Here is a 14372-nt window from a genome sequence, read left to right on the forward strand (position 1 = left end):
GTGCGGGGCCAAGCGCAGCGGGTTGTCGTCGGCGGGCCACTCGCCGGAGCCGACCCGGTCGATCTCGGCGCGGATCGCGATCATCGCCTCGCAGAACCGGTCGAGTTCGGCGAGGTCCTCGCTCTCGGTGGGCTCGATCATCAGGGTGCCGGCCACCGGGAAGGACATCGTCGGCGCGTGGAAGCCGTAGTCGATCAGCCGCTTGGCGATGTCGTCGACGCTGACGCCGGTCTCCTTGGTCAGCGGCCGCAGGTCGACGATGCACTCGTGTGCGACGAGGCCGCCGGGGCCGGTGTAGAGCACCGGGTAGTGCGGCTCCAGCCGCTTGGCGACGTAGTTGGCGCTCAGCACGGCGATCTGGGTGGCCTGCTTCAGCCCCTCGGCGCCCATCAGCCGGACGTACGTCCAGGAGATCGGGAGGATGCCCGCCGAGCCCCAGGGCGCGGCCGACACCGGGCCGACACCGGTGGCGGGGCCCGCCTCGGGCTGGAGCGGGTGGTTGGGCAGATGCGGGGCCAGGTGGGCGCGGACCGCGACCGGGCCGACGCCGGGGCCGCCGCCGCCGTGCGGGATGCAGAACGTCTTGTGCAGGTTCAGGTGGGAGACGTCGGCACCGAACCGGCCCGGCCGGGCCAGGCCGACCAGCGCGTTGAGGTTGGCGCCGTCGACGTACACCTGCCCGCCGGCGTCGTGCACGGCCGCGCAGATGTCGGTGATGTGCTCCTCGAACACGCCGTGCGTGGACGGGTAGGTGACCATCAGCACGGCGAGCCGGTCGCGGTGCCGCTCGATCTTCGCGCGCAGGTCGGCGACATCCACGTCACCGTCCTGGCTGGTCTTCACCACGACCACGGTCATGCCGGCCATCACGGCGCTGGCGGCGTTGGTGCCGTGCGCGGAGGACGGGATCAGGCAGACCGTACGGTCCAGGTCGCCGCCTGCCCGGTGGTAGGCGCGCACCGCGAGCAGACCGGCCAGCTCGCCCTGCGAGCCGGCGTTGGGCTGGAGGCTGACCTTGTCGTAGCCGGTGATCTCGGCGAGCTGGTCCTCCAGGCCGTGGATCAGGCTGAGGTAGCCCTCGGCCTGGTCGGCGGGCGCGAAGGGGTGCAATGCGCCGAACTCCGGCCAGGTGACCGGCTCCATCTCGGTGGTCGCGTTGAGCTTCATGGTGCACGAGCCCAGCGGGATCATGCCGCGGTCCAGGGCGTAGTCGCGGTCGGCGAGTCGGCGCAGGTAGCGCAGCATCGAGGTCTCGCTGTGGTGCTGGTGGAAGACCGGGTGGGTGAGGTAGTCGTCGCTGCGCAGCAGGGCGGCGGGCAGCGCGTCGGCGGTGGCCGCGTCGAGCGCGTCGATGTCGCCGGTGGCGCCGAACGCGGCGAGCACCGAGGTGAGCGCGGCGCGGTCGGTGGTCTCGTCGCAGGCGATGCCGACGTGGTCGGCGTCGGTCAGCCGCAGGTTGACGCCGGCGGCACGCGCGGCCGCCACGATGTCGGCGGCCTTGCCGGGCACCTGGGCGGTCAGCGTGTCGAAGTACGCGTCCTCGACGAGCTCGACGCCGGCCGCACGCAGGCCCGCGGCGAGCACCGCGGCGTAACGGTGGGTGCGGCGCGCGATGTCGGCCAGCCCGTCGGGCCCGTGGTAGACGGCGTACATGCCGGCCATCACCGCGAGCAGCACCTGGGCGGTACAGATGTTGCTGGTGGCCTTCTCCCGGCGGATGTGCTGCTCGCGGGTCTGGAGCGCCAGCCGGAAGGCGGTGTCGCCGTCGGCGTCGACCGAGACGCCGACGAGCCGGCCGGGCAGGTTGCGGGCGTAGGCGTCGCGGACGGCCATGTAGCCGGCGTGCGGGCCGCCGAAGCCCATGGGGACGCCGAACCGCTGGGTGGTGCCGACCGCGATGTCCGCGCCGAGGTCGCCGGGCGAGGTGAGCAGGGTCAGCGCGAGCAGGTCGGCGGCCACGGTGACGATCGCGCCGAGGTCGTGTGCCTGCTCGATGACCGGCCGCAGGTCACGGACGGCGCCCGACGCGCCCGGGTACTGGAGCAGCACGCCGGTGACGCCGCGCTCGGCGACGTCGGCGGGGATGCCGGCGGACAGGTCGGCGGTGACGACCTCGACACCGGTGGGTTCGGCGCGGGTCCGTATCACGGCGAGGGTCTGCGGGAAGGTGTCGGCGTCGACCAGGAAGACGCCGTTCTTGACCTTGCCGACCCGGCGGGACAGCGCCATCGCCTCGGCGGCCGCGGTGCCCTCGTCCAGCAGGGAGGCCCCGGAGGTGGGCAGTCCGGTGAGGTCGGCCACGACGGTCTGGAAGTTCAGCAGCGCTTCGAGGCGGCCCTGCGAGATCTCCGGCTGGTACGGGGTGTACGCGGTGTACCAGGCCGGGTTCTCCAGCACGTTGCGCAGGATCACCGGCGGGGTGAAGGTCCCGTAGTAGCCCAGGCCGATCATCGGCGTGAGCACCTGGTTGCGGTCGGCGAGCGCACGCAGTTCGGCGAGCGCCTCGGCCTCCGTGACGGCGGCGGGCAGGCCGAGCGCCTCGGCACTCTTGATGGTGTCGGGTACCGCCGCGGCGGTCAGTTCGTCCAACGAGCCGTAGCCGACCTGGGCAAGCATCTTGGCCTGCGCCTCGGTGTCGGGGCCGATGTGGCGGCGGGCGAAGGGTCGGCCTGCTTCCAGCTCGGCAAGGGAATTCCGGCGGTCACTCATCTTCGGGGGCCTCCTGGTCTGCGACGACCTTCGGGGGTGCCGCCACAGGCACCCGTACGGCCTCCCCCTCTGTCATCAGAACCTGAGAGCTTCACCGCCCCGGCCCACAGGGCGGCTTTCACCGTCGGTGAGGACGCGTCCCGGCGGCCGCGCTGCTTCCGGGACAGGTCCTGCTTTCCAGAGTGACCTCACCCGAGCGGTACGGATGCCTGAGAGATTCCGGGGAGGATTTGCTCCTTCGGCGCCCTCCGCCACCCGCCGCCAGGCGGGCTGTTGGAGGACTCTCCCGCACGGGGTCAACGGCCTTCTGCCAGCCTACCAGCGTGATCCGAACACGGGTCGGAGCAGGTGCCGAGTCGACACCGCCCCCGTTGTGGCCTTGGGTAGGAGTCAGCCGGCCGTCGTACGACGGCCGGCCTGGGGTTGGATGGATTGGTTGGAGGGACCGTGCAGACCGACATCGATCCGCGCAGCCTGATCGGCCGCCGCGCCTTCGACCGTGACGGGACGAGGATCGGCACGGTGGACGAGGTGTACCTCGACGACGCGACCGGCACGCCGGAATGGGCGGCGGTGCGCACCGGCCTGTTCACCCGGGACGCCTTCGTGCCGCTCGGCCCGAGCGAACTGGACGGCGACAAGCTGCGGGTGCCGTACGAGAAGGCGCTGATCAAGGACGCGCCGGACTTCGGCGTGGGCCGGCACCTTTCGCCCGAGCAGGAGTTGCAGCTCTACCACCACTACGGCATGGATGTGCCCCGGTCGGGGACGGAGCCGACGCCATCCGGGGACTTCGGGGAACTGGCCGACGACGACTGAGCCGGATCGGCGGGCGGATCGACGTCCGGGGTGGTGTCCGGATCGGCGGGCGGGTCCGTAGGCGGATCGACGGACTGATCGGCAGGTGCCTGGGCGGCCAGCGGCAGCGGGTCGCTGCCGCTGAGCGCCGGGTCGTCCACGGCGAAGGTGCGCACCCGGCCCGGCACGGTGTCGGAGGGCACCTCGAAGCGCACGGTCACCCGGCCGACACCGCTGCCCTGCACCCACCCGGCGCCGTACTCCTCGTGGACGACGTCGTGGCCGGGCAGCCAGCGGTTCGCCCGCTCGGGAGCCGGCGGAGGGCTGCTGGGCAGCGGCGGCGGTGCGTCCTCGTCGGCCCCGCCGTGCAGGGCCCGCTCGCCCTCGGCGTGGGCGAACAGGTCCTCCTGGGTGAAGTCGGCGAGCCCGGCGACGCCCACCCCGAGCAGCCGTACGCCGCCGGTGGTGTCGACGGCCTCGGCGAGCCGGCGGGCGGTCTCGCGCACCACGGCCGGGTCGTCGGTGGGCGCGCGCAGCGTCTCGGAGCGGGTGAGCGTGGAGAAGTCATAGCGCCGGACCTTCACCACCACGGTGCGGCCGGAGCGGCCCGCGCCGCGCAACCGCTGCACGCAGCGCTCGGCGAGCCGGTCGATCTCGTACCGCACGTGGGCGCGGTCGGTCAGGTCGCTGTCGAAGGTGTCCTCGACCGAGATGGACTTGACGTCGCGGTCGGCGACCACCGGGCGGTTGTCGACGCCGGCGGCCATCGCGTGCAGCCCCGCGCCATGCGCCTTGCCGAGCAGGCGGACCAACTCCGCCTCGCCGGCCCCGGAGATCTCGGCGACGGTGAGGATGCCGGCCTTGCGCAGATGCTCGGCCGTGGCGGGCCCGACCCCCGGCAGGGTGCGTACCGGCATCGGGTCGAGCAGCGCCCGCTCGGTGCCGGGCTCGACCACCACCAGGCCGTCGGGCTTGGCCTTCTCGGAGGCGATCTTGGCGAGCAGCTTGGAGCCGGCCAGCCCGACCGAGGCGGTCAGGCCGGTGGCGGCCTTGATGTCGGCGCGCAGGCCATGGGCCACCGCCCGCGGGTCGTCGGCGTGCTCGCCGGCCTCCAGGTCGACGAACGCCTCGTCGACGCTCAGCGGCTCGATCAGCGGTGACGCCTCGCGAAGCAGGGCCATCACGATCTCGCTGACCTGCCGGTAGATGCCGAACCGTGGCGAGAGGTAGGCCGCGTTGGGGGCGAGCCGGCGGGCGTGCGCCATCGCCATGGCGGAGTGGACGCCATGCACGCGTGCCTCGTAGGACGCGGTCGACACCACGCCGCGGGGCCCGAGGCCGCCGACCACCACCGGCTTGCCCCGCAGGCTCGGCTTGGACGCCTGCTCGACCGCGGCGAAGAACGCGTCCATGTCCAGGTGGAGGATCGTCGGCGCACTTCTCACACCCCAAGCGTCCCCCATCCCACCGACATCGGCCGTACACGTGTACGGCAACGGCGGGTCGGACCTGCGGCGCCCCGCGACGGGCGCAGTCGCCACGAAGCACAGGAGGTGCATGCAGAGGTGTGCGCGCAGTGCGCCTGGTCGCGCTCAGACCGCCTTGTTGCGGCGCCTGGCCAGTTCGTCGGCCGGGTTGTGGCCGACGAGGGTCTCACCGGTGTCCACCCGCTCGCCGTGCATCTGGGACAGCGCGGTCTCCACGTCGCGCCAGACCACGCCGACCGCGATGCCGAAGATGCCCTGGCCGCCCTGGAGCAACTGGACCACCTCGTCGGGCGAGGTGCACTCGTAGACGGTGGCGCCGTCGCTCATCAGCGTCATCCGGGCCAGCTCGCCCGGGCCGACCGAGCGCAGGTGCTGGACGGCGGTGCGGATGTTCTGCAGGGAGACGCCGGTGTCGAGCAGCCGCTTGACGATCTTGAGCACGACGACGTCGGCGAAGCCGTACAGACGCTGGGTGCCCGAGCCGTACGCGGGTCGCACGCTGGGCTCGACCAGGCCGGTCCTGGCCCAGTAGTCGAGCTGGCGGTAGGTGATGCCGGTCGCGGCGCAGGCCGCCGGACCCCGGTAGCCGACCTGCTCGGACGGCGTCTCGGCAGGTGGGCCGCCGTCAGCACCCACCGCGGCCGGGGCGAGCACCCCTCGGGCCGGATACGGGCCGCCGGTCGCCAAACCGTCGCCGGTACTTCTCACGACGCCCTCCGTCCCTTCGCGTCCGCTGGCCGCGCGCACGTGCCACCGGACTTTCCCTCTTGACGGTAGGCAGTCGTCACACGTGCGTCAACGATCGCCACGCTCGGCACGCCGAGTGAAATTCACCCCAGGAGTGGTTTGATCTGATCGCAGAGCGGGAACGAAATTCCGAATGGCCGCACGACGGCAACATTGCCCCTTCAGGGGCAGGCCAGGACACACCGGCCCGGATCGGCGTCGGCAGCCATTTCGGGCACTTCCGGCCTACTGGTTACTGGTCCCGAAGTCCTCGGGCGAGATCTGGTCGAGGAACTCGCGGAACTTCTCCACCTCGTCCTCCTGCTCGTCCGGGATCGCGATCCCCGCGTCGTCCAACACCCCGTCGCTGCCGTAGATCGGCGTCCCGGTGCGCAGTGCGAGCGCTATGGCGTCGGACGGGCGGGCACTGACCTCGACCCCGCCGGCGAAGACCAGCTCCGCGTAGAACACGCCTTCTCTCAGGTCGGTGATACGCACCTCCGTCAGCGTCTGTCCCACCGCCTCGAGCACGTCCTTGAAGAGGTCGTGAGTCAGCGGTCGCGCAGGCGTCATGCCCTGCTGCGCGAAGGCGATGGCCGTCGCCTCTCCCGGCCCGATCCAGATGGGCAGGTACCGGTCGCCTCCCACTTCACGCAGGAGCACGATCGGTTGGTTGGAGGGCATTTCGACCCGGACACCCACAACGTCGAGCTCGTTCACACAGCAACCCTAGGCCGTGCCTGCCGGGTTTGGGTAGTCGGGCAGCCGTCAGGTGCCGCCACGCGGCCCACCAGGACCGGTCCCGACGGCCGTACTACCCCGCGGTTGCCGCCCTCGGCGGCGGTTCCGGCCACATTCCGGCCGAAATCCGGCGGCGATCCGGCTGCCGGGCCGAAGTCAGTCCAGCCGGACCCGCAGCGCCGACTGCAACATCGCCGCGTGCAACCGCACCGACAGCGTGGCCAGCTCCCTGGCGGTGGCCTCAGCGTGCATCCGCGTCTGCGGGTTGCGGTGCCGGCGCAGCGGCGCCACCACCTGCTCGACCAGGCCGGCCTCCCGGTCGGCGGCGGCCTTCACCGCGCGCAGATGGCGCGGCTCCAGGCCGAACCGGCCGAGGTCGACGATCAGCCGGGCGACGTTCACCGTGTCGGCGTCGTAGCAGCCGTCGGTTCCCGCCTCCACCAGTCCGTACGACTCCCACTCCGTGAGCACGTCGCTGTCGGCCCCGGTGGCGGCCAGCAGCTCGGCCCGGCCGATGCGCATCCGCGCGGGCTCCTCGGGCTCCAGGGAGCCGCCGTCCAGCGCCTCACGGGACTCGCCGGGGCCGGGCAGCGCGACCGGCTCGCCCCGGTCCATCGCGTCCAGGTGCTCGCGAATCACCCGCAGTGGCAGGTAGTGGTCGCGCTGTACGCGCAGGACGTACGCGAGCCGGTCGACGTCGGCCGCACCGAACTTGCGGTACCCCGAGGGCGTGCGCTGCGGCTCCACCAGCCCCTCCGCCTCCAGGAAGCGGATCTTGGAGATGGTGACCTCGGGGAACTCGTCCCGCAGCCGGGACAGCACCGCGCCGATACTCAGCAGGATGCCGTCGTCTCCGGCGGAAACGGTGGCGGTGCCGTCACCGGCACCGCCTGACGTTCGCGGCATGCACACCTTCCCTGGGACCAGGCGGCGGGAGGGTCAGACGCCTGCCTGGCTCGCGTAGAAGACCAGTCGGTACTTGCCGATCTGCACTTCGTCGCCGTTGGACAACTGCACCGCGTCGATCCGCTCCCGGTTGACGTACGTGCCGTTGAGACTGCCCACGTCGGAGACGGTGAACACGCCGTCGATGCCGCGCCGGAACTCCACATGGCGGCGGGAGACGGTGACGTCGTCCAGGAAGATGTCGCTCTGCGGGTGCCGGCCGGCGGTGGTCAGCTCGCCGTCCAGCAGGAAGCGGCTGCCGGAGTTCGGCCCCCGCCGCACCACCAGCAGCGCCGAGCCCGGGGGCAGCGCGGCCACCGCGGCCTGCGCCTCCGGGGAGAGCGACGGCATCGCGGTCTGCCCGGTCGCCTCGGCTTCGTACGCCTCGATGCTGGCGATCGAGATGGTCGAAGTGGTCTCCGAGGGGCGCTCGAACGGCGCACCTCCCTGCGTTCCGCGCAGCGGCGCACCGCAGTTGTTGCAGAAGCGACTCGCCTCCACGTTCCGGTGCCCGCACCTGCCGCAGACCAGCACGCCGTGCTCACCACCCGTGTCCGAGGCCGACGGTTCCCCGAAACCTATGCGGGGGGCCGAACCGTGGTCAACAGGCGCCACGCCGGGCGCACCCGAAAACTCACCACCCTGCTGCGGCGCGTCCGCGCGGAACAACGGACGCTCGGCCCCTTGGCCGGCATCCTCCGCCCCGCTCCGCGGCGCACGGTGGCGTGCCGTCGCCGGGTCACCCGACTGGCGGGCGCTCTTGCCGAACAACTTCCCAAACAACTTCACGGGCGATTCCCCTTGAAAGAAGCAGACCCGCCCGTGGGGCAGGACGAACTCTCACTACTCACAGTTTCCACCACTCAGCACCCGGCCAGGTCCCCGACCCCCCGCCTCATTGAGATGACCGAGCGTAGTCAGGCTGCTTCGACGGCCGCAAGGCGTCCACGACGATCTTCTGCGACCTGACCACATCAGCGCTCGCCTGCTCCTTCTCCAGCGTCTGCACCACCCCACCGGGGATGTTCAACGCGGGCTCCAGATCTGGCGGGTTGCCGATGACTTTGAAGACGTACGGTTGGGCCAATCGGTGCCCATCTACGAGCACACTGTTCACGCCGTCGGTGAAATAAGTGTCGCTGACGACGCGCACGTTGTTGACCTGGATCGCCTCGGCACCCGCCGCGCGCAGCTCCTGGACGGTGTCCAGCAGCGAGTCGGCCTCGACCTGACGGTGCGGGTCCTTGACCGTCAAGGTGATCCCCGGACCCTTGGCGGCCACCGTGCCGGCCAGCACACCGAGTTCCCTGGCCTTCTCCTGCGTCTGCTTGAGCGCCTCCGCAGCCTGGTCCGAGCTGGTCTCCAACTCGCTGCGCTGGTTCTCCAGTCCCCGCTTCTCGTCCTGGAGCCGCTCGCTGCGGTTGTCCAGTTCGGTGAGGATACGCACCAGGTCCTCCTGACGCGCCCCACGCAACGTGCTGTTGTCGTCACTGGTGGTGCGCACCTGGATGGCCAGCCCCAGACCCAGCACGAACAGCAGTACCGCGACGATGAGTTGCGCGCGGGTCAGCCGCGGCGGCCACAGCCCGGCCACCAGCCGCTGTCGCCCGGTCCTCGGTGCGGCCGCCGGCTCCGAACCGTCCGCAGGCTCCTGCGCGGGCTCGTCGCCGTCCTCGGGCTCGTCGTCGTGCCGGTGCTGGGGCTCGCGCTCGTCGTCATGCTCGTGCTCGTGCTCGTGCCCATGCTCGCGTTCGTGCCTGTGCTTGTGCCCGTTGCTCATCCGTTCGTCACGCCCGGAAGACGTGGCGGCGGATGGCGGCGGCGTTGGAGAAGATCCGGATGCCGAGGACGACCACCACGCCGGTGGACAACTGCGCACCGACACCGAGCTTGTCGCCCAGGAACACGATCAACGCGGCCACCACCACGTTGGACAGGAAGGAGACCACGAAGACCTTGTCGTCGAAGATCCCGTCGAGCATGGCCCGCAGCCCGCCGAAGACGGCGTCGAGCGCGGCGACGACGGCGATCGGCAGATACGGCTCGACACCCGAGGGCACCACAGGGCGCACCACGAGCCCGACCACGACCCCCACGACGAGGCCAAGTACGGCGATCACTTCTCAACCCTTCCCGTCCGACGGCGTCTTCGACGACGTCTTCGGCGGCGTCGTGGGCACGTCGGGTGTTGCGTACCGCAGGATCAGCGAGGGCGCGGCGGGCAGTTGGAGATCGCCCTGCACGCTGATACTCGACCTGATGCCGTAGTTCGTCACCAACACGTGCAGGTACTCCCCGTCCGCGCTGTTCTGGAATGCCGTGCTCAACCGCTTCCCGTCCCCGATCGCCAGCACCGTGTACGGCGGCACCAGCGGCTTGTTGTCGACCAGTATGGCGCTCCCGGCGGCCCGGATCGCCGACAGTGCCGTCAGCCGCTCGCCGTTGATCGAGATCGCCTCGACACCGGAGGCCCACAGGCCGTTGATCACTTGCTGCATGTCGCGGTCGCGGACCCGCCCGGTGTCCGAGAAGCCACTGCTCTCCCGCGGGCCGCCAGTGCCCCCTTCAGAGGCTTCCTTGGCGTCATTGACGACCAGCTTGATCCCCGGGCCGTGCACCGGCGTGGCTGCGGCGAGCAGTTCGACGAGCCGGTCGCCGTCGACGCCGTGCTGCTTGAGCGCGGCCTGCTGCTCCGTGGAGACGGTGTCCCGCAGCGAGTCGACGTGTTTCTGAAGAGCGTCGGCGCTCTTGGTCTCGGTCTGGATGCGATCGATGAGGTTCTGCCGCTCCTTGGCCACGGTGGGCGCCGAGACCCGCGCCTGGGCGGCACCGAGCGTCACCACGAGCGCGGCGAGCACCAGCCCGGCCGCCAGCCCCACCTTGCCGCCCAGCGCCTTCGGCAGCCGCGAGGTGCCGACCTGCCCGCGCCGGGCCGCGGCCTCCGCGTAACCGTCGTCGAGGCTGTGCTCCATGATGTTCGTCAGCAGCGACATGGACGCGTCCAGGCGTCGCGGAGCGGCCCCGGGCACGGGGTTACTCCGATCGGGTTGCTGCTGCGGCATGCCGCACATCGTCGCACGTCGGGACGGCCGCTCTCGAACGGGCCCCTCCCGACGCGCCGTTCGCCCCGTGCGACCGTTTCAGGTGGCCAACGGACCTGTTTCGGCCGGCTTCCGATCGGCAACCGATCAGCTTCCGGTCGGTTGCCGACCGGCGGGCGATCGGTCGGCAACCGGTCGGTGACCGGTAACTGATCGATCGGCGCCCGGTCGGCAACCGGCGAACGGCGGTCGGCTGCGGGCAGGTGACGTTTCGGCGACGGATCGACGGATCAGCGGCCGGCGCTCTCCACCACCTCGGACCACTCGTCCAGCAGCGTCTGCGCGGAGGCGTCGTCGGGGCCTTCGGCCCACAGGTGCGTGACGGCCTCGGCCGGGTCGGGCAGCACCATCACCCACCGGCCGTCGGACTCCACCACCCGCACACCGTCGGTGGTGTCCACCGACCGGTCGCCGGCCTCCTCGACCACCCGGCGCATCACCGAGCCCTTGACCGCCCACGGAGTCGGCACGTCCCGCTTGAGGACGTGCGCCTTGGGGATACGGGCGTCGATCTGGCTCAGCGTGAGCTGTGTCCTGGCCACCAGGCCGATCAGCCGCACGAACGCCGCGGAACCGTCGAAGACGCTGCTGAACTCGGGCACGATGTAGCCGCCGCGCCCGTCACCGCCGAAGATCGTGCCCTCCTCCCGGCCGACCCGGGTCAGGTCGTCGGGCGAGGTCGTCGTCCACGTCACCTGGGTGCCGTGGTAGGCGGCGACCTGCTCGCCGATACGGGTCGTGGTGACCGGCAACGCCACCCGGCCGCTGCGCCGCTCCGCCGCGACGAGGTCGAGCAGCACCAGCAACGCCCGGTCGTCCTCGACGATCCGGCCCCGCTCGTCGACCAGCGACATCCGCTCGCCGACCGGGTCGAACCGCACCCCGAACGCGGCCCGCGCCGAGGAGACCATCTCGCCGAGCCGGACCAGCCCGGCCCTGCGGCTCTGCTCCGTCTCGGTCGGCCGCGCCTCGTCCAGCCCCGGGTTGATGGTCAGCGCGTCCACGCCCAGCCGGCCGAGCAGGCTCGGCAGCACCAGGCCCGCGCTGCCGTTGGCCGCGTCCACCACGACCTTCAGCCCGGCATCGGCGATGCCGGTGATGTCCACGGCCCGCAGCAGCGCGCCGGTGTACGAGTCGAAGACCGTCGCGGGGAAGGTCAGGTCACCGATCTCGCCCGGGAACGCCCGTCGGTACTCCTGCCGCGAGAACACCCGGTCGAGCTTGCGCTGTCCCGCCCCGGACAGGTCGGCGCCGCGCTCGTCGAAGAACATGATGTCCAGCGAGTCGGGCCGCCCGGGACTGGTCCTGATCATGATGCCGCCCGCACTGCCGCGCGCGGTCTGCTGCCGAGCCACCGGCATCGGCACGTTCTCCAGGTCGCGTACGTCGATCGCACTGGCCTGGAGCGCCGAGATCACCGCCCGCTTCAGCGCACGGGCGCCGCGGGAGTGGTCGCGGGCGGTGGTGACCGTCGCGCCCTTCTTCAGCGTCGTCGCGTACGCACCCGCGAGTCGTACGGCCAGCTCCGGGGTGATCTCCACGTTCAGGATGCCGGAGACGCCGCGGGCGCCGAACAGGTGCGCCTGGCCGCGGGACTCCCAGATCACCGAGGTGTTGACGAACGCGCCGGCCTCGACGGTCTTGAACGGGTACACCCGGACGGTGCCCGCGATGATCGACTCCTCGCCGATCAGGCACTCGTCGCCGATGACCGCGCCCTCGTCGATCCGCGCGGCGCGCATCACGTCGGTGTTCTTCCCGATGACGCAGCCGCGCAGGTTCGTCTGCGGACCGACGTACACGTTGTCCGCGATCACCGCCTTGTGCAGGAACGCACCGGTTTTCACCACGACGTTGGAGCCGATGACGCTGTGCTCGCGGATTTCCGCGCCGGCCTCCACCTTCGCGTAGTCACCGATGTAGAGCGGCCCCCGCAGAATCGCGTCGGGATGGACCTCCGCGCCTTCGGCGACCCACACGCCGGGCGAGATCTCGAATCCGTCGATATCGACGTCGACCTTGCCCTCCAGGACGTCCGCCTGCGCCTTGACATAGCTCTCGTGCGTGCCGACGTCCTCCCAATAGCCCTCGGCGACAAAGCCGTAGATCGGCTTGCCCTCCTTCATGAGCTGCGGGAAGACATCGCCGGACCAGTCGACGGGCACGTCGGGCTCGACGTAGTCGAACACCTCCGGCTCCATGACGTAGATGCCGGTGTTCACGGTGTCGGAGAAGACCTGGCCCCAGGTCGGCTTCTCCAGGAACCGCTCGACCTTTCCGTCGTCGTCGATGATGGTGATACCGAACTCCAGCGGGTTCGGCACCCGGGTCAGGCACACCGTGACCAGTGCGCCCTTCTCCTTGTGGAATTCGATGAGCTCGGTCAGGTCGAAATCCGTGAGCGCGTCGCCGGAGATCACCAGGAAGGCGTCGTCCTTGAGCGCCTCCTCGGCGTTCTTGACACTTCCGGCCGTACCCAGCGGTTTTTCCTCGTTGGCATAGGAGAGCTCCATGCCCATTTCCTCGCCGTCCCCGAAGTAATTCTTCACCAGGGACGCGAGGAACTGGACAGTGACCACCGTCTCGGTGAGCCCATGCCGCTTGAGTAGATTGAGAACGTGCTGCATGATGGGGCGATTCACCACCGGCAGCAGCGGTTTCGGCATGCTCGACGTCATTGGGCGAAGGCGTGTGCCCTCGCCGCCGGCCATTACAACCGCCTTCATGTCGGAAACGTCCTCCTCGTGACTCAGCCAGCCGTGGCGTCCGCCCTGACAAGTCGCCGGACCTGCACCACATAGAGGAACCCTGCCCACCAGTACAGGGTTGTACCCCAACCCGCGAACGCCCAGCCGAAAACAGTCGCCAGACTCGCGAGCCATCCGCTCCCGTCGCTCAACAGCAGCAGCGGAAAGGCGTACATGAGGTTGAAGGTAGCCGCTTTCCCGATGAAGTTCACCTGGGGCGGGCCGTAGCGGTGCCTCCGCAGAATCAGCAGCATCACGGCCATCATGACCTCACGGGCCAGCAGCAGCACGGTGATCCACAGCGGCAGGATGCCACGCCAGGTCAGGCCCACCAGGGTGGTCAGCACATACAGCCGGTCCGCGGCCGGGTCCAGCACCCGGCCCAGTTCGCTGATCTGATTCCAGCGCCGGGCCAACTTGCCGTCGAGGTAGTCGCTCACCCCGCTGAAGGCGAGCACCAGGAGTGCCCACCCGTCCACCTTCGGCCCGCCGAACTCGGGCCACAGAATCAGCCACAGGAACACCGGAACGCCGACCAGGCGCGCCATACTCAGGATGTTGGGGATCGTGAAGATCCGATCCGTTTGCACCCGTGTCTCCTGGACCTCCACCGGGGCCCCTCCTGCTGTATGTGCGTGTACGTATACGTGTCTGCCGGCACGTGCGGACCTGCCGTTGTACGTGCGGACGTTGCGGGCCGACTCTACCCCAGGCCCACAAATGGCAAAGGCCCGGCCTCGGATACATGATCCGAGGCCGGGCCTCAATATTTGTTCGGCGGTGTCCTACTCTCCCACAGGGTCCCCCCTGCAGTACCATCGGCGCTGAAAGGCTTAGCTTCCGGGTTCGGAATGTAACCGGGCGTTTCCCTAACGCTATGACCACCGAAACACTATGAAACCATCCACACCCCACACACCAACCCAACCCAGAAAGGGCAGGGGGTGGGTGGTAGCTGGTTGTTTCAGAACTACACAGTGGACGCGAGCACACATGGACAAGCCCTCGGCCTATTAGTACCGGTCAGCTCCACCCCTCACGAGGCTTCCACATCCGGCCTATCAACCCAGTCGTCTACTGGGAGCCTTACCCCATCAAGTGGGTGGGAGCCCTCATCT

General features: G+C 70.1%; 12 protein-coding genes, 2 rRNA genes and 2 riboswitches. Of the genes, 1 reads left to right on the plus strand and 13 read right to left on the minus strand.

From position 1 onward, the window contains the following. Positions 1-2709, minus strand: a 2709-nt coding sequence (gene gcvP, locus AC13HU_RS15340; RefSeq protein ID WP_483042415.1) for an aminomethyl-transferring glycine dehydrogenase, incomplete at its 3' end; no start/stop codon positions are given. 59 nt (positions 2710-2768) lie between these two features. Next, positions 2769-2896: riboswitch (glycine riboswitch) on the minus strand. Then, a riboswitch (glycine riboswitch) is annotated at positions 2897-3008 on the minus strand. 148 nt (positions 3009-3156) lie between these two features. Here gcvP and AC13HU_RS15345 point away from each other — a divergent pair. Continuing rightward, a complete protein-coding gene (locus AC13HU_RS15345; protein WP_483042416.1) occupies positions 3157-3528 on the plus strand; it encodes a PRC-barrel domain-containing protein in 372 nt (123 codons plus the stop codon). Here the strand turns inward: AC13HU_RS15345 and AC13HU_RS15350 are convergent. The 12 genes from AC13HU_RS15350 to AC13HU_RS15405 form a co-directional block, all read right to left on the minus strand. Then, positions 3450-4952 carry a DNA polymerase IV gene (locus tag AC13HU_RS15350; protein ID WP_483042417.1) on the minus strand — a complete coding sequence of 501 codons (1503 nt, stop codon included), beginning with the start codon at positions 4950-4952 and terminating at the stop codon, positions 3450-3452. The two genes, AC13HU_RS15345 and AC13HU_RS15350, sit on opposite strands and share 79 nt — an antisense overlap. Positions 4953-5099: 147 nt before the next feature. Then, a complete protein-coding gene (locus tag AC13HU_RS15355; RefSeq protein ID WP_483042418.1) occupies positions 5100-5702 on the minus strand; it encodes a MerR family transcriptional regulator in 603 nt (200 codons plus the stop codon). 264 nt (positions 5703-5966) lie between these two features. Beyond that, complete coding sequence (locus AC13HU_RS15360; protein ID WP_103891147.1) at positions 5967-6440, minus strand: bifunctional nuclease family protein; 474 nt, start codon at positions 6438-6440, stop codon at positions 5967-5969. Between the two features lie 177 nt (positions 6441-6617). Next, entirely contained in the window at positions 6618-7367 is a 750-nt protein-coding gene (gene ftsR, locus AC13HU_RS15365; protein WP_483042419.1) for a transcriptional regulator FtsR, read from the minus strand. Positions 7368-7400: 33 nt separating this feature from the next. Continuing rightward, positions 7401-8237: an FHA domain-containing protein gene (locus AC13HU_RS15370; protein ID WP_483042424.1), complete on the minus strand. Its 837-nt coding sequence runs from the start codon at positions 8235-8237 to the stop codon at positions 7401-7403. A 64-nt stretch (positions 8238-8301) separates the two neighbouring features. Next, on the minus strand, positions 8302-9186 hold the full coding sequence (locus AC13HU_RS15375; RefSeq protein WP_483042420.1) for a DUF881 domain-containing protein: 885 nt from the start codon (positions 9184-9186) through the stop codon (positions 8302-8304). Positions 9187-9193: 7 nt separating this feature from the next. Further along, positions 9194-9526, minus strand: a complete 333-nt coding sequence (locus AC13HU_RS15380) for a small basic family protein (protein ID WP_202237672.1) — start codon at positions 9524-9526, stop codon at positions 9194-9196. 3 nt (positions 9527-9529) lie between these two features. Continuing rightward, positions 9530-10477 carry a DUF881 domain-containing protein gene (locus AC13HU_RS15385; protein WP_483042421.1) on the minus strand — a complete coding sequence of 316 codons (948 nt, stop codon included), beginning with the start codon at positions 10475-10477 and terminating at the stop codon, positions 9530-9532. A gap of 260 nt (positions 10478-10737) precedes the next feature. Then, complete coding sequence (locus AC13HU_RS15390) at positions 10738-13233, minus strand: sugar phosphate nucleotidyltransferase (protein ID WP_483042422.1); 2496 nt, start codon at positions 13231-13233, stop codon at positions 10738-10740. A 23-nt stretch (positions 13234-13256) separates the two neighbouring features. Next, the gene (gene clsA, locus AC13HU_RS15395; RefSeq protein WP_483042423.1) at positions 13257-13865 is read right to left on the minus strand and encodes a cardiolipin synthase ClsA; all 609 of its coding nucleotides are present in this window, start codon (positions 13863-13865) and stop codon (positions 13257-13259) included. A 161-nt stretch (positions 13866-14026) separates the two neighbouring features. Beyond that, positions 14027-14143: ribosomal RNA gene (gene rrf / locus AC13HU_RS15400) — 5S ribosomal RNA — on the minus strand. A 104-nt stretch (positions 14144-14247) separates the two neighbouring features. Further along, positions 14248-14372: ribosomal RNA gene (locus AC13HU_RS15405) — 23S ribosomal RNA — on the minus strand; the annotation flags it as partial.

It is taken from the genome of Streptomyces sp. NH27 (genome assembly GCF_056859195.1).